Source organism: Klebsiella sp. F11 (genome assembly GCF_056712265.1).
The window spans coordinates 5,631,917-5,658,255 of record NZ_CM160060.1; the positions used below are offsets into that span (position 1 = coordinate 5,631,917).

General features: G+C 55.8%; 24 protein-coding genes. 12 read left to right on the forward strand and 12 right to left on the reverse strand.

From position 1 onward, the window contains the following. Positions 1 to 4: 4 nt before the first annotated feature. From atpA to AC1M2H_RS27660, 4 genes are read left to right on the forward strand one after another with little or no spacing between them, the layout of a single operon-like run. Positions 5 to 1,546: a F0F1 ATP synthase subunit alpha gene (atpA, locus tag AC1M2H_RS27645; RefSeq protein ID WP_041143356.1), complete on the forward strand. Its 1,542-nt coding sequence runs from the start codon at positions 5 to 7 to the stop codon at positions 1,544 to 1,546. A gap of 50 nt (positions 1,547 to 1,596) precedes the next feature. After that, a complete protein-coding gene (gene atpG, locus AC1M2H_RS27650) occupies positions 1,597 to 2,460 on the forward strand; it encodes a F0F1 ATP synthase subunit gamma (RefSeq protein ID WP_426813684.1) in 864 nt (287 codons plus the stop codon). Positions 2,461 to 2,486: 26 nt separating this feature from the next. Beyond that, a complete protein-coding gene (atpD, locus tag AC1M2H_RS27655) occupies positions 2,487 to 3,869 on the forward strand; it encodes a F0F1 ATP synthase subunit beta (RefSeq protein ID WP_041143354.1) in 1,383 nt (460 codons plus the stop codon). Positions 3,870 to 3,889: 20 nt separating this feature from the next. Further along, positions 3,890 to 4,309, forward strand: coding sequence for a F0F1 ATP synthase subunit epsilon (locus AC1M2H_RS27660; protein ID WP_426813685.1), 420 nt, complete (start codon positions 3,890 to 3,892; stop codon positions 4,307 to 4,309). Between the two features lie 422 nt (positions 4,310 to 4,731). Here the strand turns inward: AC1M2H_RS27660 and AC1M2H_RS27665 are convergent, their stop codons facing one another. Next, on the reverse strand, positions 4,732 to 6,903 hold the full coding sequence (locus tag AC1M2H_RS27665) for a right-handed parallel beta-helix repeat-containing protein (protein ID WP_480149831.1): 2,172 nt from the start codon (positions 6,901 to 6,903) through the stop codon (positions 4,732 to 4,734). Positions 6,904 to 7,248: 345 nt separating this feature from the next. Between AC1M2H_RS27665 and glmU the strand changes: the two genes are divergently transcribed. The 7 genes from glmU (at position 7,249) to phoU (ending at position 15,680) form a co-directional block, all read left to right on the forward strand. Beyond that, positions 7,249 to 8,619 carry a bifunctional UDP-N-acetylglucosamine diphosphorylase/glucosamine-1-phosphate N-acetyltransferase GlmU gene (glmU, locus tag AC1M2H_RS27670; protein WP_480149832.1) on the forward strand — a complete coding sequence of 457 codons (1,371 nt, stop codon included), beginning with the start codon at positions 7,249 to 7,251 and terminating at the stop codon, positions 8,617 to 8,619. Between the two features lie 203 nt (positions 8,620 to 8,822). After that, complete coding sequence (gene glmS / locus AC1M2H_RS27675; RefSeq protein WP_480149833.1) at positions 8,823 to 10,652, forward strand: glutamine--fructose-6-phosphate transaminase (isomerizing); 1,830 nt, start codon at positions 8,823 to 8,825, stop codon at positions 10,650 to 10,652. 337 nt (positions 10,653 to 10,989) lie between these two features. Next, positions 10,990 to 12,030, forward strand: coding sequence for a phosphate ABC transporter substrate-binding protein PstS (gene pstS, locus AC1M2H_RS27680; protein ID WP_480149834.1), 1,041 nt, complete (start codon positions 10,990 to 10,992; stop codon positions 12,028 to 12,030). Positions 12,031 to 12,156: 126 nt separating this feature from the next. After that, positions 12,157 to 13,116 carry a phosphate ABC transporter permease PstC gene (gene pstC / locus AC1M2H_RS27685; protein ID WP_480149835.1) on the forward strand — a complete coding sequence of 320 codons (960 nt, stop codon included), beginning with the start codon at positions 12,157 to 12,159 and terminating at the stop codon, positions 13,114 to 13,116. Then, positions 13,116 to 14,006, forward strand: a complete 891-nt coding sequence (gene pstA, locus AC1M2H_RS27690) for a phosphate ABC transporter permease PstA (protein ID WP_095102351.1) — start codon at positions 13,116 to 13,118, stop codon at positions 14,004 to 14,006. Before pstC ends, pstA begins: the two co-directional genes overlap by 1 nt. A gap of 45 nt (positions 14,007 to 14,051) precedes the next feature. Then, complete coding sequence (gene pstB / locus AC1M2H_RS27695; RefSeq protein WP_464415036.1) at positions 14,052 to 14,825, forward strand: phosphate ABC transporter ATP-binding protein PstB; 774 nt, start codon at positions 14,052 to 14,054, stop codon at positions 14,823 to 14,825. Positions 14,826 to 14,954: 129 nt separating this feature from the next. Next, positions 14,955 to 15,680 (forward strand): phosphate signaling complex protein PhoU, encoded by a 726-nt coding sequence (gene phoU, locus AC1M2H_RS27700; RefSeq protein WP_426813689.1) that lies wholly within the window; start codon positions 14,955 to 14,957, stop codon positions 15,678 to 15,680. 83 nt (positions 15,681 to 15,763) lie between these two features. Here the strand turns inward: phoU and yieH are convergent, their stop codons facing one another. Next, positions 15,764 to 16,429 (reverse strand): 6-phosphogluconate phosphatase, encoded by a 666-nt coding sequence (gene yieH, locus AC1M2H_RS27705; protein ID WP_480149836.1) that lies wholly within the window; start codon positions 16,427 to 16,429, stop codon positions 15,764 to 15,766. A 169-nt stretch (positions 16,430 to 16,598) separates the two neighbouring features. Here yieH and adeP point away from each other — a divergent pair, with 169 nt between their 5' ends. After that, a complete protein-coding gene (gene adeP, locus AC1M2H_RS27710) occupies positions 16,599 to 17,936 on the forward strand; it encodes an adenine permease AdeP (RefSeq protein WP_480149837.1) in 1,338 nt (445 codons plus the stop codon). Between the two features lie 44 nt (positions 17,937 to 17,980). Here the strand turns inward: adeP and AC1M2H_RS27715 are convergent, their stop codons facing one another. The 10 genes from AC1M2H_RS27715 to AC1M2H_RS27760 all read right to left on the reverse strand — a co-directional run bounded on the left by AC1M2H_RS27715 (position 17,981) and on the right by AC1M2H_RS27760 (position 26,018). Beyond that, positions 17,981 to 18,547: an NADPH-dependent FMN reductase gene (locus AC1M2H_RS27715; protein ID WP_480149838.1), complete on the reverse strand. Its 567-nt coding sequence runs from the start codon at positions 18,545 to 18,547 to the stop codon at positions 17,981 to 17,983. 38 nt (positions 18,548 to 18,585) lie between these two features. Beyond that, complete coding sequence (locus AC1M2H_RS27720) at positions 18,586 to 19,170, reverse strand: 4'-phosphopantetheinyl transferase family protein (protein WP_480152050.1); 585 nt, start codon at positions 19,168 to 19,170, stop codon at positions 18,586 to 18,588. A gap of 311 nt (positions 19,171 to 19,481) precedes the next feature. Further along, the gene (gene yidZ / locus AC1M2H_RS27725; protein WP_480149839.1) at positions 19,482 to 20,441 is read right to left on the reverse strand and encodes an HTH-type transcriptional regulator YidZ; all 960 of its coding nucleotides are present in this window, start codon (positions 20,439 to 20,441) and stop codon (positions 19,482 to 19,484) included. Next, positions 20,410 to 21,594: an MdtL family multidrug efflux MFS transporter gene (locus AC1M2H_RS27730; protein ID WP_480149840.1), complete on the reverse strand. Its 1,185-nt coding sequence runs from the start codon at positions 21,592 to 21,594 to the stop codon at positions 20,410 to 20,412. Before AC1M2H_RS27730 ends, yidZ begins: the two co-directional genes overlap by 32 nt. Positions 21,595 to 21,771: 177 nt before the next feature. After that, positions 21,772 to 23,136, reverse strand: coding sequence for a tRNA uridine-5-carboxymethylaminomethyl(34) synthesis GTPase MnmE (gene mnmE, locus AC1M2H_RS27735; protein ID WP_480149841.1), 1,365 nt, complete (start codon positions 23,134 to 23,136; stop codon positions 21,772 to 21,774). 194 nt (positions 23,137 to 23,330) lie between these two features. Beyond that, on the reverse strand, positions 23,331 to 24,980 hold the full coding sequence (gene yidC, locus AC1M2H_RS27740) for a membrane protein insertase YidC (protein ID WP_480149842.1): 1,650 nt from the start codon (positions 24,978 to 24,980) through the stop codon (positions 23,331 to 23,333). A 2-nt stretch (positions 24,981 to 24,982) separates the two neighbouring features. Continuing rightward, entirely contained in the window at positions 24,983 to 25,240 is a 258-nt protein-coding gene (gene yidD, locus AC1M2H_RS27745) for a membrane protein insertion efficiency factor YidD (RefSeq protein WP_071844869.1), read from the reverse strand. Then, positions 25,204 to 25,563 (reverse strand): ribonuclease P protein component, encoded by a 360-nt coding sequence (gene rnpA / locus AC1M2H_RS27750; protein WP_071844868.1) that lies wholly within the window; start codon positions 25,561 to 25,563, stop codon positions 25,204 to 25,206. Before rnpA ends, yidD begins: the two co-directional genes overlap by 37 nt. Positions 25,564 to 25,578: 15 nt before the next feature. Further along, a complete protein-coding gene (gene rpmH, locus AC1M2H_RS27755) occupies positions 25,579 to 25,719 on the reverse strand; it encodes a 50S ribosomal protein L34 (protein ID WP_004871828.1) in 141 nt (46 codons plus the stop codon). A gap of 218 nt (positions 25,720 to 25,937) precedes the next feature. After that, positions 25,938 to 26,018 carry a hypothetical protein gene (locus AC1M2H_RS27760; protein WP_480152051.1) on the reverse strand — a complete coding sequence of 27 codons (81 nt, stop codon included), beginning with the start codon at positions 26,016 to 26,018 and terminating at the stop codon, positions 25,938 to 25,940. Positions 26,019 to 26,339: the final 321 nt, after the last annotated feature.

The following is a 26,339-nucleotide window of genomic DNA, read 5'->3' on the forward strand; positions in this document are numbered from 1 at the left end:
GAGCATGCAACTGAATTCCACCGAAATCAGCGAACTGATCAAGCAGCGCATTGCTCAGTTCAATGTTGTGAGCGAGGCTCACAACGAAGGTACTATTGTTTCCGTCAGTGACGGCGTTATCCGCATCCACGGCCTGGCCGATTGTATGCAGGGCGAGATGATCTCCCTGCCGGGTAACCGCTTCGCTATCGCACTGAACCTGGAGCGCGACTCCGTAGGTGCGGTGGTAATGGGTCCGTACGCTGACCTGGCCGAAGGCATGAAGGTTAAATGTACTGGCCGTATCCTGGAAGTTCCCGTCGGTCGTGGCCTGCTGGGCCGCGTGGTGAACACCCTGGGTGCACCAATTGACGGTAAAGGTCCGGTTGAACACGATGGCTTCTCGCCAATCGAAGTTATCGCACCGGGCGTAATCGAACGTCAGTCAGTCGACCAGCCGGTACAGACCGGTTATAAATCCGTCGATGCCATGATCCCAATCGGCCGTGGCCAGCGTGAGCTGATCATCGGCGACCGTCAGACCGGTAAAACCGCGATGGCAATCGATGCGATCATCAACCAGCGTGATTCCGGTATTAAGTGCGTGTACGTGGCTATCGGCCAGAAAGCGTCCACCATCTCTAACGTGGTCCGTAAGCTGGAAGAGCACGGCGCGCTGTCCAACACCATCGTTGTTGTGGCGACCGCTTCTGAATCCGCTGCGCTGCAGTACCTGGCTCCGTATGCCGGCTGCGCAATGGGCGAATACTTCCGCGACCGCGGTGAAGATGCGCTGATCGTATACGATGACCTATCTAAACAGGCCGTTGCTTACCGTCAGGTGTCCCTGCTGCTCCGCCGTCCGCCAGGACGTGAAGCATTCCCGGGCGACGTGTTCTACCTCCACTCCCGTCTGCTGGAGCGCGCATCCCGCGTTAACGCGGAATACGTTGAGAACTTCACCAAAGGTGAAGTGAAAGGTAAAACCGGCTCCCTGACCGCGCTGCCGATTATCGAAACTCAGGCTGGTGACGTTTCCGCATTCGTTCCGACTAACGTAATTTCGATTACCGATGGTCAGATCTTCCTGGAAACCAACCTGTTTAACTCCGGTATTCGTCCGGCGGTCAACCCGGGTATCTCCGTATCCCGTGTGGGTGGTGCTGCTCAGACCAAGATCATCAAGAAACTGTCCGGTGGTATTCGTACCGCTCTGGCACAGTATCGTGAACTGGCTGCGTTCTCTCAGTTCGCATCCGATCTGGATGAAGCAACCCGTAAACAGCTGAGCCATGGTCAGAAAGTAACCGAGCTGCTGAAACAGAAACAGTATGCGCCGATGTCTGTAGCACAGCAGGGCCTGGTCCTGTTTGCTGCTGAACGCGGTTACCTCGAAGATGTGGAACTGGCGAAAATCGGTAGCTTCGAAGCCGCTCTGCTGGCTTACGTTGACCGTGACCACGCTCCGCTGATGCAAGAGATTAACCAGACCGGTGGCTATAACGACGAGATCGAAGGCAAGCTGAAAGGCATCCTCGACTCCTTCAAAGCAACCCAGTCCTGGTAAAGTCTGGCGGCTTGTCTTAGGGCAAGCCGCACGGCATTGAGGAGAAGTTCATGGCCGGCGCAAAAGAGATACGTAGTAAGATCGCAAGCGTCCAGAACACGCAAAAGATCACTAAAGCGATGGAAATGGTCGCCGCTTCCAAAATGCGTAAATCGCAGGATCGCATGGCGGCCAGCCGTCCTTATGCAGAGACCATGCGCAAAGTGATTGGTCACCTTGCGAACGGTAATCTGGAATATAAGCACCCTTACCTGGAAGAACGCGACGTTAAGCGCGTAGGCTACCTGGTGGTGTCGACCGACCGTGGTCTGTGCGGTGGCTTGAACATTAACCTGTTCAAAAAACTGCTGGCGGATATGAAAGTCTGGTCCGATAAAGGCGTTCAGTGCGATATCGCAATGATCGGCTCTAAAGGCGTTTCTTTCTTTAATTCCGTAGGCGGCAATATTGTCGCTCAGGTGACCGGCATGGGTGATAACCCGTCCCTGTCCGAACTGATTGGTCCGGTAAAAGTGATGTTGCAGGCCTATGATGAAGGCCGTCTGGACAAGCTGTACGTTGTCAGCAACAAATTTATTAATACCATGTCTCAGGCTCCGACCATTACTCAGCTGCTGCCGCTACCGGCGTCAGAAGATGCTGATCTGAAGCGTAAATCCTGGGATTATCTGTATGAGCCAGATCCAAAAGCGCTGCTGGATACCCTCCTGCGTCGCTACGTTGAGTCTCAGGTTTATCAGGGCGTGGTAGAAAACCTGGCCAGCGAGCAGGCCGCACGTATGGTGGCGATGAAAGCCGCTACCGATAATGGCGGCAGCCTGATTAAAGAGCTGCAGTTGGTATACAACAAAGCTCGTCAGGCCAGCATTACTCAGGAACTCACCGAAATCGTCGGTGGTGCATCCGCGGTATAACCAGGTTAATTCGTAGAGGATTCAAGATGGCTACTGGAAAAATTGTCCAGGTAATCGGCGCCGTGGTTGACGTCGAATTCCCTCAGGATGCCGTACCGCGCGTGTACGATGCTCTTGAGGTACAAAATGGTAACGAGAGTCTGGTGCTGGAAGTTCAGCAGCAGCTCGGCGGTGGTATCGTACGTGCTATCGCCATGGGTTCTTCCGACGGTCTGCGTCGTGGTCTGGAAGTGAAAGATCTCGAGCACCCGATCGAAGTCCCGGTTGGTAAAGCAACGCTGGGTCGTATCATGAACGTGCTGGGTCAGCCGATCGATATGAAAGGCGACATCGGTGAAGAAGACCGTTGGGCTATCCACCGCGCGGCGCCTTCCTATGAAGAGCTCTCCAGCTCTCAGGAACTGCTGGAAACCGGCATCAAAGTAATCGACCTGATGTGTCCGTTCGCTAAGGGCGGTAAAGTCGGTCTGTTCGGCGGTGCGGGCGTGGGCAAAACCGTAAACATGATGGAGCTGATCCGTAACATCGCGATCGAGCACTCCGGTTACTCCGTGTTTGCGGGCGTAGGTGAACGTACTCGTGAGGGTAACGACTTCTACCACGAGATGACCGACTCCAACGTTCTGGATAAAGTATCCCTGGTTTACGGCCAGATGAACGAGCCGCCGGGAAACCGTCTGCGCGTTGCGCTGACCGGCCTGACCATGGCTGAGAAATTCCGTGACGAAGGTCGTGACGTACTGCTGTTCGTCGATAACATCTATCGTTATACCCTGGCCGGTACGGAAGTATCCGCACTGCTGGGTCGTATGCCTTCAGCGGTAGGTTATCAGCCGACTCTGGCGGAAGAGATGGGCGTTCTGCAGGAACGTATCACCTCCACCAAAACCGGTTCTATCACTTCCGTGCAGGCGGTATACGTCCCTGCGGATGACTTGACTGACCCATCCCCGGCAACCACCTTTGCTCACTTAGATGCAACCGTGGTACTGAGCCGTCAGATCGCGTCTCTGGGTATCTACCCGGCCGTTGACCCGCTGGACTCCACCAGCCGTCAGCTGGATCCGCTGGTTGTTGGTCAGGAACACTACGACACCGCGCGTGGCGTACAGTCTCTGCTGCAACGTTATCAGGAACTGAAAGACATCATCGCCATCCTCGGTATGGATGAGCTGTCTGAAGAAGACAAACTGGTGGTAGCTCGCGCGCGTAAGATCCAGCGCTTCCTGTCCCAGCCGTTCTTCGTGGCGGAAGTATTTACCGGTTCTCCGGGCAAATACGTCTCCCTGAAAGACACCATCCGTGGCTTTAAAGGCATCATGGAAGGCGAATACGATCACCTGCCGGAGCAGGCGTTCTACATGGTTGGTTCCATCGACGAAGCCGTGGAAAAAGCCAAAAAACTTTAACGCCTTAATCGGAGGGTGATATGGCAATGACTTACCACCTGGACGTCGTCAGCGCAGAGAAGCAAATGTTCTCTGGTCTGGTCGAGAAAATCCAGGTAACGGGTAGTGAAGGTGAACTGGGTATTTTCCCGGGTCACGCCCCGCTGCTCACCGCCATTAAGCCTGGTATGATTCGCATCGTTAAACAGCACGGTCATGAAGAGTTTATCTATCTGTCCGGCGGCATTCTTGAAGTGCAGCCTGGCAGCGTGACCGTACTGGCTGATACGGCAATTCGTGGCCAGGATCTCGACGAAGCGCGAGCCCTGGAATCGAAGCGGAAAGCGGAAGAGCATATTAGCAGCTCTCACGGCGACGTAGATTACGCTCAGGCGTCTGCGGAACTGGCCAAAGCGATCGCCAAACTGCGCGTTATCGAATTGACCAAAAAAGCGATGTAACACCGGCTTGAAAGTTAAAAAGCCAGTCTGGTTTCCAGGCTGGCTTTTTTTATGGTTTGGTTTCAGTAATTTCAAAACTAAAAAGATATTTTAAAAATTTTGTGATAATGATCTCATTTTTGTTGATCGCTCAAAAAATGAGGCGTAGACTTCTTTTTGTGACATGTATCACAAAAAAATAATTTATCAAAACGTCTCTCTATTCAGGAAGCCATCATGAAACTGCTCAATAAAATCATCGCCTTCTTCAGCACTATGAACGTAACCTTCGGTACCTTCAATAACTAAGAAGCCCGCTCTCCGGCCTGCGTTTGCGCTGTACCGCTAACTAAAACGACAACACATGCGGTGTGAAGCAGGAAAGAAAGTAAAAGGTCGCCCGTGGGCGACCTTTGTGTTTCAGGGCCTCTTTGCGCAACCGGCTAGTTACGGCTGAGGAAATGACCGGTATTAAAGCTGCCGTCAGCATTACGCTGCAGCGGGTCCGGTAGCGCCAGCGTTTGATAATCGTCGCTCTTGATACTCTTTCCCTGGCCGTTGATGCTTTTACCGTCGTGGATAAAGAAGTTGCTGTCGTCAATATTCCCGACGACGGCATCATCGTATTTTCCCGGCCGGCTGCGCAGGGAGATATTGTTGCTGAATGTGCCCTGCGTTTCGGCTTTACCGTACGGGCTGGCGCGGAAGATGTAGTTAAAGCGCTGGTTATCCACCGCCGCGTTGTTGACCACCACCAGCCCGCCGGGGTTGAAGTTATCCGTAAAACCGTCCAGGTGATTACCTATCGCAATACTGTTGCGCACTTCATGCGCCACCGGCTGCCCTTCCCCGCCCAGCTTGAAACCATTGCTGGTATTGTTCCGGGCAATTGAGTTCTCGATCGTCACAACGCCATTGGCGCCATCTTCAATTTTGTTGAACAGGTCAAATCCGTCGTCGATATTATCGTAAGCGTAGCAGCCTTCCAGCCGGTTTCCCTCACCCACCCGCATTTTGACCGCAAAACCATCGGCGTTAATCTTGCCCGGATCTTCATTACTGAATGATTCGGAGTTGACCACCCGGTTATAGCTGGCCCACAGCGGGCGACCTACGTCCGACGGCGAGGAGATTTGAATCCCGGTATCATCGTTGCGATAAGCGCTGACGTTCTCAATCAGATTATGGCTACCCTGCACGCGCAGACTTTTATCGGTGACCTCTATGCCGTTGATATGCCAGTAGCTGGCGTCGAGCAGCAGGCCATGAATGACCGCCTTTCCCTCGGCCCGCAGCGTCTTATTTTGCCCTTTGAGCCCGCTGGCGCTAAGCGGGATTTGCGTTTGCGGATAGTCTCCGGCGGCCAGGATAAGCGTGCCGCCAGCGGGCAGTAATTCTATGGCGCGGGAGAGAGTGAGCGGAGAGTCTGCCGTTCCGAGAGCATTCTCCTGCCCCTGCGCGGAGGCATACAGGGTGTTGCCTTCAACGCCGACGCTGCGTTCCACCGTCAGGGTGTGCGCCACCGGCTTGCCGCTGGTGCCCGGCGTGAACAGAACCTCGAAGGTGTTCTTGTCTTTGAGTGTGGCGGGCTGTGTCAGCATCTCCCCGGCTTTGATGGCGATATCCTTCCCGATGATGACTTCGTCCTGGCGGACGGTAAAGCGCCCGTCATAGTTAGCCCGCGCCTGCAGAGTGTACTCCGCGCTTTGGCTTTTGTTGCCAGAGGCTATTTGCATCACTACCGGCCAGGCTTTCGCAATATAGGGCGGTGAGGCCTGAGTATTGGCTGCAGAGGTGGTCAGCGAGGCGTCGCTGATGGTGATTTTGGCGTTACGCGAGGCGAAAAAGCCGACATAGTAATTGTCTTTATCCTGCTGGGCTATCGTATCGCTATGGTCTACCTTCTGGCTTACCCAGTCGCTGCTGCCCGTCGGTGCCCATGAGGAGATAAAACCATCGTTGGTGCGTTCCAGCTTGAGCTGGAAGGTTGGCGTCTGCCGGATATCGATATTTTCTTTATAGCTCTTTCGGGTGATAGACGATCCGGCATTTCCCCAAGGCTGGGTGATTCCTTCACGACTGATGGCCTGCAGCTTTATATGCGAATGATTTTTTTTATCCTGCGTCACGATAGCGTTCATTAGCATATTCGATGCCGCCGGAAACTCTTCATAGCCCACCTTTAAAGGCTGCTGGCGCGGCACGCCGATGACATCACGTACCAGCAGCCCCGCTCCTTCCTGCGCTGCCGGGCGGGCGCCGTTCTCCGGGCCGAACTGATCCACCGTGACCGTCGCCTGCAGGATAAAATTTTGGCTAACCGGCAACGTGGTATAAAAGAACGTCAGGCCATCGTGCGAATTAGCGATCTTGCCGCCCCGGCTCTCAATGGTAATGGGCGCGCTGAGATCGGCCGTATCCTGAGGCGTCAGCTTTTTGCCGGCAATCGTGACGTCGTTAACCCCGATTTTTTCCGGCAGGACGTTGGAGGAGAAATTCATATCGGTTGATTGACCAAAAGCGATTCCTCGCCAGATATGAACCTCGCCAGCGTGCAGCGGCAATGCGATAATTGAGCTACAAAGGGCTAATGCTAAAGGGATTTTTTTATTCATTTTTTCTCCAGAGTAAATAATGAGCAGCATTATCATCATAATGAAACGATGTTTCTATTTACCCTGTCACAATAAATGGATATTAAAATGGCGTTTTAATTTTGCATTTGCGCTTTATTCAGGTGTCGAAAAAACAGGAAAAGCAGAGGGATAGAAAATATTCGTCTCCCTTATCGGTTTTTTTCGGAGATAAACTGATTTGCAGTGACTAAAAATAGCGCCATAAAATGGCGTATAGCGTTGAGCCTGAGCGTTTTATCCTCGTCTCGTTTTATGATGAAAAATATGTAGTATTTTCAACGTGAAAGGCTTTTACTTTTCGTTCTAACAGCTGTCAGGATGCGTATGTCAAACAGTGCGATGAGCGTGGTTATCCTTGCCGCAGGCAAAGGGACCCGCATGTATTCCGATCTTCCCAAGGTGCTGCACGCCCTGGCCGGGAAGCCAATGGTGCAACATGTCATTGATGCTACTAAAGATTTAGGCGCATCGTCCGTACACCTTGTCTACGGGCACGGCGGCGATCTGCTGCGTCAGACGCTGCATGAAGACAATCTGAACTGGGTTCTGCAGGCGGAGCAGCTGGGGACCGGCCATGCGATGCAGCAGGCGGCGCCGTTCTTCGCCGATGACGAAGATATCATGATGCTGTACGGCGACGTCCCGCTGATCTCCGTCGATACCCTGCAGCGCCTGCGCGCCGCCAAACCGCAGGGCGGTATTGGCCTGCTGACGGTGAAGCTGGACGATCCGAGCGGCTATGGGCGCATCACGCGTGATAACGGCCGGGTTAGCGGCATCGTTGAGCATAAGGATGCCAGCGAAGCGCAGCGTCAAATTCAGGAAATCAATACCGGGATCCTGATCGCCGGCGGCGCGGATTTAAAACGCTGGCTGGCTAAGCTGACGAATAACAACGTCCAGGGCGAATACTACATTACCGATATCATCGCGATGGCCTATCAGGAAGGTCGGGAAATCGTTGCCGTCCACCCTCAGCGCCTAAGCGAAGTTGAAGGCGTCAACAACCGTCTGCAGCTCTCCCGCCTCGAGCGCGTCTATCAGTCTGAACAGGCGGAAAAACTGCTGCTGGCGGGCGTTATGCTGCGCGATCCGGCGCGTTTTGATCTCCGCGGCACCCTGACGCACGGGCGCGACGTTGAGATTGATACTAACGTTATCCTTGAGGGCAAGGTGGCGCTGGGCGATCGGGTTAAAATCGGCGCCGGCTGCGTGATTAAAAACAGCACCATCGGCGATGATTGCGAAATCAGCCCCTACTCGGTGGTAGAAGATGCCCATCTGCAGGCGGCCTGCACCATCGGACCTTTCGCGCGTCTGCGTCCGGGGGCGGAGCTGCTGGAAGGCGCGCACGTCGGCAACTTTGTCGAAATGAAAAAAGCGCGCCTGGGCAAAGGCTCGAAGGCGGGGCATCTCACCTACCTCGGGGATGCGGAAATCGGCGATAACGTGAATATCGGCGCAGGCACCATCACCTGTAACTATGACGGCGCCAATAAATTTAAAACCATTATCGGCAACGACGTATTTGTCGGCTCGGATAGCCAGCTGGTGGCGCCGGTAACCGTCGGCAACGGCGTGACGATCGCCGCCGGTACCACGGTGACCCGCGATATTGCCGATCATGAATTAGTATTAAGCCGCGTGCCGCAGGTCCATAAGCAGGGCTGGCAGCGTCCGGTGAAGAAAAAGTAGGTCATTTATCCCTCGTCCTTTCGGGATGAGGGCCGGGGTGAGAGGATAAAATAATCCTCCCCCCATAGCAGTAACCATAAAAATAACCCCACTCTCTACAAGGCTCGGGGCGCCCGGAAAGGGCATTATCCAACGTAAATGCGTTGGGTAAACACAGGTCAGCGACAACGCATGGCATAACGCCATTATCAGGAAATTTAACTATGTGTGGAATTGTTGGCGCAGTCGCGCAGCGTGATATTGCTGAAATCCTTCTCGAAGGTTTACGTCGTCTGGAATACCGGGGCTATGACTCTGCCGGTCTGGCAGTGGTTGATAACGAAGGGCATATGTCCCGCGTTCGTCGGCTCGGTAAAGTCCAGATGCTGGCTCAGGCGGTAGAGGAGCAGCCGTTGCACGGCGGTACGGGCATTGCCCATACCCGCTGGGCGACCCACGGCGAACCGTCCGAGAGCAACGCGCATCCGCATGTTTCTGAACATATTGTGGTGGTCCACAACGGCATCATCGAAAACCATGAACCGCTGCGTGAGCTGCTGCAGTCGCGGGGCTATATTTTTGTATCCGAGACCGATACGGAAGTGATTGCTCACCTGGTGCACTGGGAGCTGGAGCAGGGGGGCACCCTGCGGGAAGCCGTTCTGCGCGCCATCCCGCAGCTGCGCGGCGCCTACGGAACCGTGATCATGGATACCCGCGATCCGCGCACCCTGCTGGCCGCTCGTTCAGGCAGCCCGCTGGTTATCGGTCTGGGGATGGGGGAGAACTTCATCGCCTCCGATCAGCTGGCGCTGCTGCCGGTAACCCGCCGCTTTATCTTCCTCGAAGAGGGCGATATTGCGGAAGTCACCCGCCGCTCGGTGGTGGTGTTTGATAAGTCCGGCGCGGAGGTTAAGCGTCCGGATATCGAATCCAACCTGCAGTACGACGCGGGCGATAAGGGCATCTACCGCCACTACATGCAAAAAGAGATCTACGAGCAGCCGAACGCTATCAAGAACACCCTCACCGGGCGGATTAGCCACGGAGAGGTCGATCTGAGCGAACTGGGCGCCAACGCCAACGAGATGCTCTCTCAGGTTGAGCATATTCAGATTGTCGCCTGCGGCACGTCGTATAACTCCGGAATGGTTTCTCGCTACTGGTTTGAAGCGCTGGCCGGGGTGCCGTGCGATGTCGAAATCGCCTCCGAATTCCGCTATCGCAAATCGGCAGTGCGCCGCAACAGCCTGATGATCACCCTCTCCCAGTCCGGCGAGACGGCGGATACGCTGGCCGCCCTGCGCCTGTCGAAAGAGCTGGGATATCTTGGATCGCTGGCTATTTGCAACGTGCCGGGCTCATCGCTGGTTCGCGAGTCCGATCTGTCGCTGATGACCAAAGCGGGCACCGAAATCGGCGTGGCTTCCACCAAAGCCTTCACCACCCAGCTGACCGTGCTGCTGATGCTGGTGGCGAAGCTGGCGCGCCTGAAGGGCCAGGATGCGGCAATTGAACACGATATCGTGCATGGTCTGCAGGCGTTACCGAGCCGAATCGAGCAGATGCTGTCGCAGGACAAGCGGATTGAAGCGCTGGCGGAAAGCTTCTCTGATAAGCACCACGCGCTGTTCCTCGGCCGTGGCGATCAGTTCCCTATTGCTCTTGAAGGGGCGCTGAAGCTGAAAGAGATCTCGTATATCCATGCGGAAGCCTACGCCGCCGGTGAGCTGAAGCACGGTCCTCTGGCGCTGATTGACGCCGAGATGCCGGTCATTGTGGTCGCGCCGAACAACGAACTGCTGGAGAAGCTCAAATCCAACATCGAAGAGGTTCGCGCCCGCGGCGGCCAGCTGTACGTCTTTGCCGATGGCGATGCGGGCTTTAGCAGCAGCGACAATATGCACATCATCCAGATGCCGCACGTTGAAGAGGTGATTGCGCCGATCTTCTACACCGTCCCGCTGCAGCTGCTGGCCTATCACGTCGCGCTGATTAAAGGCACCGACGTTGACCAGCCGCGTAACCTGGCAAAATCGGTAACCGTAGAATAAGCACTACCCATCCTACAAGGGCTGCCATTCGGTGGCCCTTTTTGTTATCCGCAGATCGTTTTTTATCGCGGCGGTAAACAGTTTGGCGACGCTGGTTTATGACAAACTGTCATCTTTGACGACGGTTTTGGCTGTCATAAAAAGAAAATATTCCCGCAAAATTCCTGTCATTAAAATAATTAACGCCATGATTTATAGTGTTTTTATTTTATTCTGTTGCGCATCTTTTTGCGTGTCATAAAACTGTAATAATTCGTACATTTTACTGTCACCTCTTTGTCCTATTTTGCTCACCATAGCCTCGAAACAACGATTTACGAATCCAGCAGGAGACATTATGAACGTTATGCGTACCACCGTCGCAACAGTTGTCGCCGCGACCTTATCTATGAGCGCTTTTTCTGCATTTGCAGCAGCAAGTCTGACGGGCGCAGGCGCAACTTTCCCTGCGCCGGTGTATGCCAAATGGGCTGATATTTATCAGAAAGAGACCGGCAATAAAGTGAACTACCAGGGCATCGGCTCTTCCGGTGGTGTAAAACAGATTATTGCCAATACCGTTGATTTCGGTGCTTCTGATGCTCCTCTGGCTGATGACAAGCTGGCTCAGGAAGGTTTGTTCCAGTTCCCAACCGTTATCGGCGGCGTGGTGCTGGCCGTTAACCTGCCAGGCCTGAAGTCCGGCGAGCTGGTGCTGGATGGTAAAACGCTGGGTGATATCTACCTGGGCAAAATTAAGAAGTGGGATGACGAAGCGATTGTCAAACTTAACCCGGGCAAGAAACTGCCGGCACAGAATATCGCCGTCGTGCGTCGTGCCGATGGTTCCGGTACTTCCTTCGTCTTCACCAGCTACCTGTCGAAAGTAAACGAAGAGTGGAAATCCAAAATTGGCGCCGGCTCTACCGTTAACTGGCCGACCGGCCTGGGCGGTAAAGGTAACGACGGTATCGCCGCGTTCGTTCAGCGTCTGCCGGGTTCCATTGGCTACGTTGAATACGCCTATGCTAAACAGAACAATCTGGCCTACACCAAACTGCTGTCCGCTGACGGCAAGCCGGTTAGCCCAACGGAAGATAACTTCGCGAACGCCGCGAAGGGTATCGACTGGAGCAAGTCCTTTGCCCAGGACCTGACTAACCAGAAAGGTGATAATGCATGGCCGATCACCTCAACCACTTTCATCCTGGTGCACAAAGCTTCCAGCAAGCCTGAGCAGACGGCTGAAGTGCTGAAGTTCTTCGACTGGGCGTATAAAAACGGCGGTAAAGAAGCTAACGCCCTGGATTACGCAACGCTGCCGGAAAGCGTGGTTGAGCAGGTTCGTGCTGCATGGAAAACCAACGTGAAAGACAGCAGCGGTAAAGCGCTGTACTAATACTCGCTATACTTCGCGCTGCAGGCTACGTTGCTTGCGGCGCGAATTATTTTGGGTATAGCATTACCTTTGTCTTACAGGTCAGTAATATAGAGGCCTTTCGGACCCGAACTTAAAGAGTAACCTATGGCTGCAACCAAGCCGGCATTCAACCCTCCGGGGAAAAAGGGTGACATAATTTTCGGCATGCTGGTCAAACTGGCGGCGCTGATTGTGCTATTGATGCTGGGCGGCATCATCATTTCCCTGATTATCTCTTCATGGCCAAGCATGCAAAAGTTTGGCTTTGCCTTTTTGTGGACTAAAGAGTGGGATGCGCCCAACGAAATCTTCGGGGCGCTGGTTCCGATCTACGGTACGCTGGTTACCTCATTTATTGCGCTGCTGATTGCCGTTCCCGTGAGCTTCGGCATTGCGCTGTTCCTGACCGAACTCTCTCCTGCCTGGCTTAAGCGCCCGCTCGGTATTGCGATCGAGCTGCTGGCGGCGATTCCGAGTATCGTTTACGGCATGTGGGGCCTGTTTATCTTTGCCCCGCTGTTCGCGACCTACTTCCAGGAGCCGGTTGGCAACATCATGTCGACCATTCCTTTCGTTGGCGCCCTGTTTGCGGGACCGGCGTTTGGTATCGGTATTCTGGCGGCCGGCGTCATTCTGGCCATCATGATCATTCCTTATATCGCCGCGGTTATGCGCGATGTGTTCGAGCAGACGCCGGTGATGATGAAAGAGTCGGCCTACGGCATCGGCTGCACCACCTGGGAGGTTATCTGGCGCATTGTGCTGCCCTTTACTCGCAACGGGGTGATCGGCGGCGTGATGCTCGGTCTGGGGCGCGCGCTGGGGGAAACCATGGCGGTGACCTTTATCATCGGTAATACCTACCAGCTGGATAGCGCTTCTCTGTATATGCCGGGCAACAGTATCACCTCTGCGCTGGCGAATGAGTTTGCCGAAGCCGAGTCTGGCCTGCACGTCGCGGCGCTGATGGAGCTGGGGCTGATTCTGTTTGTTATTACCTTTATTGTTCTGGCCGCATCTAAGTTCATGGTGATGCGTCTGGCGAAGAATGAGGGGGCACGCTAATGGCGACGATTGAGTTACAAACCACCGCCGAGCTGGCGGAGTCCCGTCGTAAAATGCAGGCTAAGCGGCGCCTGAAAAACCGCATCGCGCTGGGCCTCTCTATGGGGACGATGGTATTCGGTCTGTTCTGGCTAATCTGGATCCTGATGGCCACCGTGACCCGCGGCATTGACGGTATGAGCCTGGCGCTGTTTACCGAAATGACCCCGCCGCCGAACACCGCCGGCGGCGGACTGGCTAACGCCCTCGCCGGCAGCGGCCTGCTGATCCTGTGGTCAACGATCTTCGGCACGCCGCTGGGCATCCTGGCGGGGATTTATCTGGCGGAATATGGCCGTAAATCCGCGCTGGCGGAAGTGATTCGTTTTATTAACGATATCCTGCTCTCTGCGCCTTCTATCGTGGTCGGCCTGTTCGTTTACACCATCGTTGTCGCCCAGATGCAGCACTTTTCCGGCTGGGCGGGGGTGATTGCCCTGGCGCTGCTGCAGGTGCCTATCGTGATTCGTACCACCGAGAATATGCTGAAGCTGGTGCCGGACAGCCTGCGTGAAGCGGCCTACGCACTGGGGACGCCGAAATGGCGCATGATTTCCGCGATTACCCTGAAAGCCTCGGTTTCCGGCATTATGACGGGCATCCTGCTGGCTATCGCGCGTATCGCCGGGGAAACGGCGCCGCTGCTGTTTACCGCGCTCTCTAACCAGTTCTGGAGTACCGACATGATGCAGCCGATTGCCAACCTGCCGGTCACTATTTTCAAATTTGCCATGAGTCCGTTCGCGGAGTGGCAGCAACTGGCGTGGGCCGGGGTACTGATTATTACCCTGTGCGTACTGCTGCTGAACGTTCTGGCGCGCGTGGTTTTCGCGAAGAATAAACACGGTTAATTTTTGCGGCGCGGCGAAACGCGGCGCTGAATGAGGAAGAGATTGATGAGTATGGTGAATGCTACCCCGGGTAAACTTTCAGTTCGTAACCTGAACTTCTACTACGGAAAATTCCATGCCCTGAAAAACATCAACCTGGATATTTCCAAAAACCAGGTGACGGCGTTTATCGGCCCGTCAGGCTGCGGTAAGTCGACCCTGCTGCGTACGTTTAACAAAATGTTTGAGCTGTATCCGGAGCAGCGTGCGGAAGGCGAAATTTTGCTGGATGGCGATAATATTCTCACCAACACCCAGGATATCGCCCTGCTGCGCGCCAAGGTCGGGATGGTGTTCCAGAAGCCGACGCCGTTCCCGATGTCGATTTATGACAATATCGCCTTTGGCGTTCGCCTGTTTGAAAAGCTGTCGCGCACCGATATGGACGAGCGCGTGCAGTGGGCGCTGACCAAGGCCGCGCTGTGGAACGAAACCAAAGATAAGCTGCATCAGAGCGGCTACTCTCTCTCCGGCGGCCAGCAGCAGCGTTTGTGCATTGCGCGCGGTATCGCGATTCGCCCGGAGGTGCTGCTGCTTGATGAACCCTGCTCCGCGCTGGACCCGATTTCCACCGGGCGCATTGAAGAGCTGATCACCGAGCTGAAGCAGGATTACACCGTCGTTATCGTTACTCACAACATGCAGCAGGCTGCGCGTTGTTCTGACCATACGGCATTTATGTATCTTGGCGAGCTGATTGAATTCAGCAACACGGACGATCTGTTTACGAAGCCCGCGAAGAAGCAAACTGAAGATTACATTACCGGCCGCTACGGTTGATATGCTCCTCAGCTTTCAGGCTGTACCCGCGCTGGCTGCCTTTGCTCACCCCGGTTACGTACGCGCCCGGGGATTTGCGCTGTTGCCGCCTCGCTATGGCCAGAAATCTCTTGGGCATCTGGAGGAACGATGGATAACCTAAATCTTAATAAACATATTTCCGGCCAGTTCAACGCTGAACTGGAGTATATCCGCACCCAGGTCATGACGATGGGTGGGCTGGTGGAGCAGCAGCTTTCTGATGCGATCACCGCGATGCACAACCAGGATAGCGAGCTGGCAAAGCGCGTTATCGATGGCGACAAGCAGGTCAATATGATGGAAGTGGCCATTGATGAAGCCTGCGTGCGCATCATCGCCAAACGTCAGCCTACCGCCAGCGACCTGCGCTTAGTGATGGCGATTATCAAAACCATCGCCGAGCTGGAACGCATCGGCGACGTGGCGGATAAAATTTGCCGCACGGCGCTGGAGAAGTTTTCCCAGCAGCATCAGCCGCTGCTGGTGAGCCTGGAGTCTCTCGGCCGCCACACCGTGCAGATGCTGCACGACGTGCTGGACGCCTTTGCGCGCATGGATCTGGACGAAGCCGTGCGTATCTATCGTGAAGATAAGAAGGTGGATCAGGAGTATGAAGGCATCGTGCGTCAGCTGATGACCTACATGATGGAAGATTCACGTACGATTCCGAGCGTGCTGACCGCCCTGTTCTGCGCCCGCTCGATTGAGCGCATCGGCGACCGCTGCCAGAACATCTGCGAATATATTTTCTACTTCGTCAAAGGCCAGGACTTCCGCCACGTTGGCGGCGATGAGCTGGACAAGCTGCTGGCGGGTAAAGATCCGCAAGAGTAAGCGGCCGCACCCCGGCCGCGCGACGCTGGCCGGGGTGACAGTTTCTTGCGCCACCCTGGACCGGGCGCAGCGGCGCCGGAAGCTTAGCGGGTAACTGCCCAGCCCCGCGCTTTCCACAGCGCCGGGAGCTGCGCTAAATCGGTAAACATCGTCACTTTCGGATGCACGATCGGCGGGTTATGCGGATCGGCGCAAAAGTAGAACACCTCCATTCCGGCAGCAATTCCCGCGCGGGCGCCGGCGCTGGAGTCATCAACCAGAATGCAGTTTTCGACGTTAACGTTCATCGCTTTCGCCGCGTGGAACATCAGCGCCGGATCGGGCTTCCAGCGTTGAATATCGTAGCCGCTGTACAGCCTGTCGGGGAAATGGTGCAGCATGCCGGTTCTGCCGAGCGAGTGCTGCATTTTGCTGACCGGGCCGTTCGAGACCACGCATTGGGGTACGGTCACCGCATCCAGCAGCGCTTCAGCGCCGGCGATAGCCTCCAGCTCTGAATCAAACAGGCGCGCCACCTCGTCGCGATAGACCGGCTCAAGCGTCGCCTTTTGCAGGCTAACGCCATACTCCTCATTGATGGTATCGATGATCTCGTAGAGCTTTACGCCTTTGAAGCGCTTAAAGATCTCTTCTAAATCCAGCGTAATGCCGAACTCTTTGAACATGTGCACATAGGCGCGGGAACAGATCACTTCGCTGTCGACCAGCGTGCCGTCACAGTCGAAAAACAGGGCTTCTATTGGGGACATGCCGTTTCCATTTTAACAAGTTTAACGTTTTCGTAATGCGGATTTGCGCAACGCAATCGTTGCCGTATAAGCAAAAGCAATGAAAAAAAATTAACACACAACTGCACCCGGTGTCGCATTTTGGTATAGGATAGCGTCGAATTTTCCCTCCTTTGTTCGGAAACCGATAATGAGTCAACAACAAACCAGCCAGTCTTCTGGCCAGGGTCTGCTGGAGCGCGTGTTCAAGCTGCGCGCACATGGTACGACGGCACGCACCGAAGCGATCGCAGGTTTCACCACCTTCCTGACGATGGTCTACATTGTTTTCGTGAACCCACAAATTCTCGGCGTGGCGGGTATGGATACCAGCGCCGTATTTGTGACGACCTGTCTGATCGCGGCATTCGGCAGCATTATGATGGGGCTGTTTGCTAACCTGCCCGTCGCCCTGGCACCGGCAATGGGCCTCAACGCCTTCTTTGCCTTTGTGGTGGTTCAGGCAATGGGCCTGCCGTGGCAGGTGGGGATGGGGGCGATTTTCTGGGGCGCCGTCGGCCTGCTGCTGCTGACGATTTTCCGCGTGCGCTACTGGATGATTGCCAACATTCCGGTGAGCCTGCGCGTGGGGATCACCAGCGGGATTGGCCTGTTCATCGGCATGATGGGGCTGAAAAATGCGGGGGTGATTGTTGCCAACCAGGACACGCTGGTCAGCATCGGTAACCTGACTTCCCACAGCGTGCTGCTGGGAGTCCTCGGCTTCTTTATCATCGCCATTCTGGCGTCGCGTAACATCCACGCGGCGGTGCTGGTTTCTATCGTGGTGACAACGCTGCTGGGCTGGATGCTGGGTGATGTTCACTACACCGGTATTGTTTCTGCGCCGCCGAGCGTGATGACGGTTGTGGGTCATGTCGATTTAGCCGGTTCGTTTAATCTTGGTCTGGCCGGCGTTATCTTCTCCTTTATGCTGGTCAACCTGTTTGACTCCTCCGGTACCCTGATTGGGGTGACGGATAAAGCCGGTCTTGCCGATGAGAAGGGTAAATTCCCGCGCATGAAGCAGGCGCTGTTCGTGGACAGCATCTCTTCCGTTGCGGGTTCCTTTATCGGTACCTCGTCGGTCACGGCCTATATCGAATCCTCCTCCGGCGTCTCCGTCGGCGGACGTACCGGCCTGACGGCGGTGGTGGTTGGCATTCTGTTCCTGCTGGTGATTTTCCTGTCGCCGCTGGCGGGAATGGTGCCAGCCTACGCGGCGGCCGGGGCGCTAATCTACGTCGGCGTGCTGATGACTTCCAGCCTGGCGCGCGTGAAGTGGGACGATCTGACGGAAGCGGTACCGGCGTTTATTACCGCGGTGATGATGCCGTTTAGCTTCTCCATCACCGAAGGTATCGCTCTGGGCTTTATCTCCTACTGCGTGATGAAGATTGGCACCGGTCGCCTGCGCGACCTCAGCCCGTGCGTAATCATCGTATCACTGCTGTTCGTGCTGAAAATTGTGTTTATCGACGCCCACTGATTTGCCCGTACGAAACCCTCTCCCGGCAGGGAGAGGGCTGTCACTTAGGCTTTAACGCGCTGAATATAATCGCCAAAGGCGCTCAGCTGGCCGCTGAGATGATCGAGCGTGCTCTGATCGACCACTTCTCCCGACTGCGGGTCCACCTTGTTCTGAATAACCCCACCCATAAACTCTGGCTTGTTCATCACCATCGCGTCGAGGAATACCAGAATCTGCCGCAGGTGATACTGGCAGCGCGCGCCGCCGATGGCGCCCATCGAGCTGGTTTGGATCAGTACCGGCTTCCCGGTGAGCGGCTGTTCAGGCAGGCGAGATAGCCAGTCAATTGCATTTTTCAGGCCGCCGGGAACCGAATAGTTATATTCCGGCGTCACGATGACCACGCCATCCGCTTCGCGAATCTGCCGCGCAATCTCCTGCACGCTTTGCGGGAATCCCTCTTCCTGCTGGAGATCCGGATCGTATAGCGGAATGTCGCCAATCGACGGCAGCGCGGAGATCGCCATCCCCGCAGGGGCGATGCCCGGCAGAGTGCGTGCGACCATGCCATTAAACGACTCTTTGCGCAGACTTCCGAGTAACGTAACAACTTTCAACGTATCAGACATGATTGTTCCTTTGCATCATGATGGCCGGGACGAACCGGTCAGTTGAGGGAGAATGCTTTTTCCGCCGGCAGGCTGGTAAAGCGCATCAGGCGGGCCGAGGACTCTTTCGCGCGCGCCAGAGCGTCCGGCAGGGTACGCCAGCCGTCGCTGCTCGCGTATTCCCAGACTTTAAGCTGGCCAATACCCGGAGTGGCGGCAATCGACCAGACCAGCACCGTCTCGGCGTCGCAGAGCGCCTCTATGGGCTGGACGTTGGCGGTACGCAGCCGACCTGAGCCTGGAAGCAGCTGCAGGCGTACGGGCGCTTCGCCGGTGAGCTTGAGGACGCTGCGGCGCAGCGCGACCAGCTGGGCGCGAGCTTCATCGGGATCGTGCTGGTTGTTAATCCACAGATTTTCGTTGCTGTTGAAAACATACCGATTGGCGTCGTGCAGCGGATGCACGCCGCGCGAAGCGTGCTGCAGCTCCATGTCCAGACCGCAGTCGCCTTCCGTGGTTAGCGTGACGCCAACGATATTTCCGGCATACGCAATGGAAAAGCGGGGAAGGTGGCTGTCGCGAAAGACGGGCCTGCCATTGGCTTCCCGGATGATTTCGGGGAGCTCGCGAATGCCGTACAGCATAAACAGCAGCTCAGCGAGCAGCGACCGCGAGGCGCGGTAGCGGGTCTGCCGGTACTCCGGCAAACTTTGTGCGGTTTGATGACAGGCCGCCGACAGGCGTGTCGATAGCGGCTCCCTTGCGCTCAGTATCCCTCTTGCAAAATGCGTTGCCATTCGTCGCTCCGTGATTAATGGTCAGAGATAAAAATTGAGAATTACATTATCGCCTGGAATTGATAGGTTTTAATGCGGAAATCATCCCTTGAAAAGGGGGATTATGTGACTTTTACAAATTCTTGCGTAACAAAGAGAGGGTGATACGGATAACAGCGCTATAGCGGGTCCGTATAGAGCCGCTTCAGGGCTTCCCGGAGCCAGATAATTTTTGGGTTGTAGCTGTTGCGCTTATGCCACAGCAGGACGAACGGCACCCGGACTTTTTCCAGCAGCTGGGGCTCCAGAGGGAGCGGGCGGGACACCAGCGGCAACTGGTGCTGGCGGTTATAGTGGTGGCAGTAGCGCGGCGCCGTCGCCAGCATGTGGTGATCCGGCTGGGCGGCCATAAACAGCGATTGCTCAAAGCCGGGTAGGGTCAGGGCGACGCTGCGCTTGTGGCCCAAATCGTGCAGAACCTCGTCCAGCGCCCAGGTATCGCTTTGCTCCCAGCTGATATTGATATGCGGGTAGCGTAAAAATGTCGCAAGATTCCACTCTTCGCTGAGGGCCGGATGATCCGCCCGCAGCCACACCTGCGGCAGGTCGGTAAACAGCACCTCAAAGTCGATATACCACGGCAGCTGGCTCAGCTGTTCGCGCGAGCGCGGGTGCGTTTCCCGCCCGCAAAATCCAATATCAACCTCGCCGCGAATAATGGCATCCAGTGAATCATAGTCCCAGCTGCGCAGGCGGATCAGCGCCTGGGGATAGCGCTGGTAGATCTGCCGGGCAAGGGTATCAAACAGGATCATCATCAGCGGAATTTCCGCCGCCAGCTCGAACTTCAGGCCGCTGGGCGTGGCGTGATGCGGCTTATCGAGGATCTGGTTACCCATCTGCATCCAGTCCGCCAGATCCTGCTCCATGCTGGTCATCAGGGGCGTTGGCGTCAGGCCGAGAGGCGTTTTAACGAATAGCGGATCGTCGAACCAGGCGCGGAGCTTGGCCAGCGACTTGCTCACCGCCGACGGCGAAACGTTCATCCGTTTCGCCGTGCGGGTGACGCTGAGCTCCTGGGTTAAGAGCTGCAGGCAGAGTAATAAATTAAGATCGAGACTCGACAGGGGTTTCTTCATAAGTTTGCGCGGCCCGTACGGGGGCGGCGGCCACAATCAGCACAATGCTGACTATGCTACAGCCAATGAGTATTCCGATCAGCATATTCATTGCGCTTAAGCCAACGATAGCGGCCAGCCAAATCCACAGCGAAGAGCCGCACACCTGGGCGATACCCAGCGCGGAGCTGGCGACGCCGGCGCGCAGGGTAAACGGCCCCAGCGCCTGGCTCATTGCCACGCCGAAGCCGACGGAGAACCCCGCGCAGATCAGCGCCAGCCCCAGCATGGTCACCGTTTGGCTGGTGGCGAGGCTGAGCAGCGTCCCGGCGATAAAGAACATCACCTGCGAGGTCAGCATCAGGGTGCGCGGCTTAAACAGGGTGAGCGCAAAGGGCGTGGAGAACGAGACGGCCATGCTGATCAGCGCCATCAGGGCCATCGCCATTGAATATTTGCCGCGGTCGAAGCCCATCTCCTCCATCATCAGCACCGGCGAGACGTTGACGTAGGTCAGGATGGCGGTGACGCTGAGGGTGGTAATTACCACCCGGCTGAGGAAAAAGCGGTTCAGCAGCGACTCGGCGCCGGCAGGTTGCTGAGCCGACTCGCCTGGCAGCGCGGCCGGCCGCGTCTCCCGCAGCACGAAGATCGAAAGCAGGCCGACCATCACGCCCATGCCGGTCATGGTGTAAAACAGGCTTTGCCACGGGTACCTAAGCATAATCAGATGGCCCAGCACCGGCGCCAGCACCGGGATAATGCAGGTAATGCCGTTGAGGAGCGATAGCACCTTAGCACGCCGCCGGTCATCGAGGGTGTCGCGCAGCACCGCAAAGGCCACCACATAGCAGCTCCCGGCGCCGATGCCCTGAATAAAGCGGCCGATCAGGAAAAGGGGGCTGGTATGCGCCAGCGAGCAGAGAAGGGAGGCGAGAATAAAGATAAAGGCGCCAAATATGGCGACCGGCTTGCGTCCGGACCTGTCGGCAATGCGTCCGGCAAACAGCATCGCGGTGGCCATACCCGCCAGGTAGACCGAGAACGCAATATGCAGCTGCGCCTCGCTGGCCCCCAGATCCTGCGCAATTCTCGGTAGACCGACCAGATACATATCAATACCGGATGGATAGAGCAAAACCAGCGCAAAACCACAGATTAGAAAGCGTGCCATAGGACCCCTCGCGATAATAGTGCCGTACAGAGTAATGGGGAATGCCAGACAGTACGAGTTGCCATTTGGACAACAATGATTTCCTGAGAGGAAAAACGGGGCTTAAAAAGTAAAAAACCGCATCAACGGCCGGTTAATGCGGGTTAGTGAACGTTTACGCACTACGCGAGTTGCCGATTACTTACCAATACAGAAGCTGGAGAAAATGCGCCCCAGCAGATCGTCAGAGGTAAACTCACCGGTAATTTCGCTTAAGGCCTGCTGCGAGAGCCGCAGCTCTTCCGCCAGCAGCTCGCCGGCCCATGCGCCAAGCAGCTGGGCCTTACCCTGCTGCAGATGGTTGGCCGCCGTTTCCAGCGCCTGCAGGTGGCGGCGGCGGGCGAGGAAGCCGCCCTCCATATTGGTCTCGAAGCCCATGCTCTGCTTAAGATGGCTGCGCAGCGCCTCAACGCCCTCGCCGGTACGCGCCGAGAGGCGAATAAGCGAGTGACCATTTACTTCACTCAGACCCAGCGTTTCGCCGGTGACGTCGGCTTTATTGCGCACCACGGTAATCGGCAGTTTTGCCGGCAGGCGTTCGATAAAGTCCGGCCAGATCTCCGCCGGGTCGACGGCGCCGGTGGTGGTGCCATCCACCATAAATAGCACCCGGTCGGCCTGGGCGATCTCCTGCCACGCGCGCTCGATACCGATGCGTTCAACCTCATCGTTGGCGTCGCGCAGACCGGCGGTATCGATGATGTGCAGCGGCATGCCGTCGATGTGGATATGCTCGCGCAGCACGTCGCGGGTGGTCCCGGCGATATCCGTCACAATCGCGGCTTCACGCCCGGCCAGCGCATTCAGCAGGCTCGACTTCCCGGCGTTCGGCCGCCCGGCAATCACCACCTTCATCCCTTCCCGCAGCAGGCTGCCCTGACGGGCCTCCGCGCGAACCGCGTCGAGATCGGCCATCACGTCGTTAAGCTGGGCCTCTATTTTACCGTCGGAGAGAAAATCAATCTCCTCGTCCGGGAAGTCGATTGCCGCTTCGACGTAGATACGCAGGTGGGTCAGCGCCTCCACAAGGTGGTTTACGCGCGCGGAGAAGGCGCCCTGCAGCGAGTTCAGCGCCGAACGCGCCGCCTGCTCGGAGCTGGCGTCAATCAGATCGGCAATCGCCTCGGCCTGAGCCAGGTCGAGCTTATCGTTGAGAAACGCGCGTTCGGAGAACTCTCCCGGGTGAGCAATGCGCAGGCCCGGAAGCGTCAGGATGCGTTTGAGCAGCAGATCGAGAATAACCGGGCCGCCATGGCCCTGCAGCTCGAGGACGTCCTCGCCGGTAAAGGAGTTTGGCCCCGGGAACCACAGCGCGATACCCTGATCCAGCGCCGTCCCGTTAGCGTCCTTGAACGGCAGATAGTCGGCATAGCGCGGCTTTGGCAGCTTGCCGAGCACCGCCTGCGCGACCTCGCGCGCCTTGAGGCCGGAGATGCGCAGGATGCCCACACCACCGCGTCCCGGTGGGGTTGCCTGGGCGACGATAGTGTCGTTATGGCTCATGATGACTCTCTATGTAAATGTAAAAAAGGCGGTCTATTGACCGCCTTCTCTGGCATTAACTTTACCGTATATTCTCGAAATAGTTCAAGTTGCAGGAAGGCAGCAAGTTAGAGAGGCCCCAGGAGCTTACTGAAGTAAGTGACTGGGGCGAACTAACGAAGCCAACGCATCTGCGGCTTGAAGAATGAAGAGAATCAGGTTTTTTTCTTCTCGCGGCTATGCAGGCCACGCTTCTCCAGACCACGATAAATCAGCTGCTGCTGAATAATGGTGACCAGGTTGCTGACGATATAGTAAACCACCAGGCCAGACGGGAACCACAGGAAGAACACCGTGAAGATGACCGGCATAAAGGTCATGATCTTCTGCTGCATCGGGTCGGTCACGGTGGTTGGCGACATCTTCTGAATGAAGAACATCGTTGCGCCCATGATGATCGGCAGGATGTAGTACGGGTCTTGTGCAGACAGGTCGTGGATCCACAGGATAAACGGCGCATGACGCAGCTCAACCGAGGCGCTCAGCATGTAGTACAGCGCAAGGAAGATCGGCATCTGGATAATCAGGGGGAAGCAGCCGCCCAGCGGGTTAACCTTCTCCGCTTTATACAGGGCCATCATTTCCTGACTTTGACGCTGTTTATCATCGCCCAGACGCTCACGCATCGCCTGAATCTTCGGCTGCAGCATACGCATCTTCGCCATGGAGGTGTACTGCGCTTTAGTCAGCGGGTACATGATGCCACGAACGATAAAGGTAATAACGATGATCGAGAAGCCCCAGTTGCCGAGGAAGCTATGGATCCATTTCAGCAGCTTGAACAGCGGCTGAGAGATAAACCACAGCCAGCCGTAGTCAACGGTCAGATCGAGGTGCGGCGCAACGGCAGCCATTTTGTCCTGAATTGCCGGGCCGACCCACAGCACGCTTTCCAGCTTATCGGTTTGACCCGGCTGTACCAGAACCGGCTGAGATTTGTAGCCGATAGCGACAAGACCGTTGCCGAGGTTAGCGGTATAGAAGCTGTTGGTGCCGCTATTCTGCGGAACCCATGCGGTAGTGAAGTACTGCTGCAGCATGGCAACCCAGCCGTCTTTGGTGCTGACGTTCAGGTTTTCGTTATCGACGATGGTATCGAATTTGTATTTTTCGTACTTGGCATCTGCTGTTGAGTACGCGGCACCGCGGAAGGTGTGCATCGTAGACAGGCCGCCGGTCTGGGTATCGCGAGCGGATGGCAGGTTAGCAGACTGTTTCAGCTGACCGAAGGTGGAGATCTCCAACGGTTTTTCGCCGACGTTCTGTACGCTATAGCCTACGTTCACCGCATACTCACCGCGTTTCAGGGTGAACGTTTTGGTGAATACGTTGCCGGCCTGGTCGGTGTACGTCAGCGGAATGACGATTTCGTTCTGGCCATCGGCCAGCACAAACGCATCTTTATCGACGTTATACAGCGGACGCGAGCCATTCGCCGGGTTATCCGGGCCATCACGACCGGTTAAACCGCTCTGCGCCTGATAGATAAACTGCGGGGTGGTCTCCAGTAGCTGGAACGGTTCGGTAGACTTCAGCGCTTTCGGGTAAGCCGGAAGCAGCACCTGCTCAACATCACCACCGCGGGTGTTGATGGTCAGATCGAGCACGTCTGTTTTAACCGTAATCAGTTTCCCCTGGCCACTGGCCGGTACGCCCTGGTCGGCGGCGCTACCCGCTGCTGTGGTCGTTGTCTGCGTGGTCTGCTGCTGCTGGGCTTGCGGATTGTTATCCTGCTCCCAGGCTTGCCAGATCATGAAAGACACGAACAACAAAGCGATGATAAGAAGATTGCGTTGCGAATCCATCGTTAGTGTTCTCTGGTATCAAATGGTCCAGGCGGGACGGGATCGTCACCACCAGGGTGTAAAGGGTGGCATTTTAATACGCGTTTCACTGTCAACCAACTGCCTTTTACCACCCCAAACCTGCGCAATGCCTCAATTCCGTAGCTTGAGCAGGTTGGAGTGAAACGACAATGCGGCCCGAGTAGCGGACTAATCAGGCGCTGATAGACCCGAATAAGGCCTATCAGGACCCGGGAGCCAGGCGACAATGGCGGCGCCATAATTTTTCCAACGCTTCCGAGAGAGCACGGTTATCGAGTTCGGCAACCCCTTTCTTCGCCACCACCACGAAATCCATTGGCGGGAGTTCATGCTGACGTAAACGGAAGCTTTCACGCGTCAGACGTTTAATCCGATTGCGTTCATGCGCGCGTTTGACGTTTTTCTTGGCGACAGTAAGACCGATGCGGGGATGCCCCAGCGAATTCAGGCGGCCGAGGATGGTGATTTGCGGCGTGCCAGCCCGTTGTGGCTGCTGGAAGACGAAAGTGAAATGACTGGGAGTTAACAAACGTAACTCCCTGGGAAATGCTAGCTTAACCACGCAGGGTTAGCTTTATTACTTGGAAACGGTCAGACGAGCACGGCTTTTAGCACGACGACGTGCCAGAACCTGACGACCATTTTTAGTAGCCATACGTGCACGGAAGCCGTGAGAACGGTTGCGCTTCAGTACAGACGGTTGAAAAGTGCGTTTCATGGCGGTTTCTACCTAAACTTGAATAATTTCACTGACTTTTGCGTATACCCGAACGAACTTCGAACGGCTAACGCCTCAGCGATGGTGATTAAAGAGGCCGGATTGTAATAATTGTACACTCCGGAGTCAATTCTCTTTCCTTATTTCTCACACCTTGTCGCATAAAAAATGAGCTGAGACAGGCTGCTGAAAACGGGCATTACGCACCGGGTGGAGGATTATACGGCCTGACGGGTAAAGCGCAAGGATCGCCGGGGATCTTTGTTAGATCGTTTAAGCCCAAAAGCGGCATAGCTCATTAATTTTTCCAATATGTGGGCGAAATCGTGCCCCTCCTTTCCCAGGATCGATTACACTTACCCGGCTTCGATCCTTCCTGTGGATAAAACGGGAAGAATCTGTTGAGAAACACAAGATATCTTTTGCAGTTTAGGCTATGATCCCCGGTCCCGATCGCGATCCCCGGATCCGCATCGGACAAAAACCGCAGATAGCGGTTCGCACGTCCCCCCTTTTGTGCAGGGGCATTCGGCTTATGCAGGGCCTTGTCGACGTGTGCCAACAATCACGATTGTTTCTTTTTTTCTTGATATCGATTTTACGTTCGAGTGGAGTCCGCC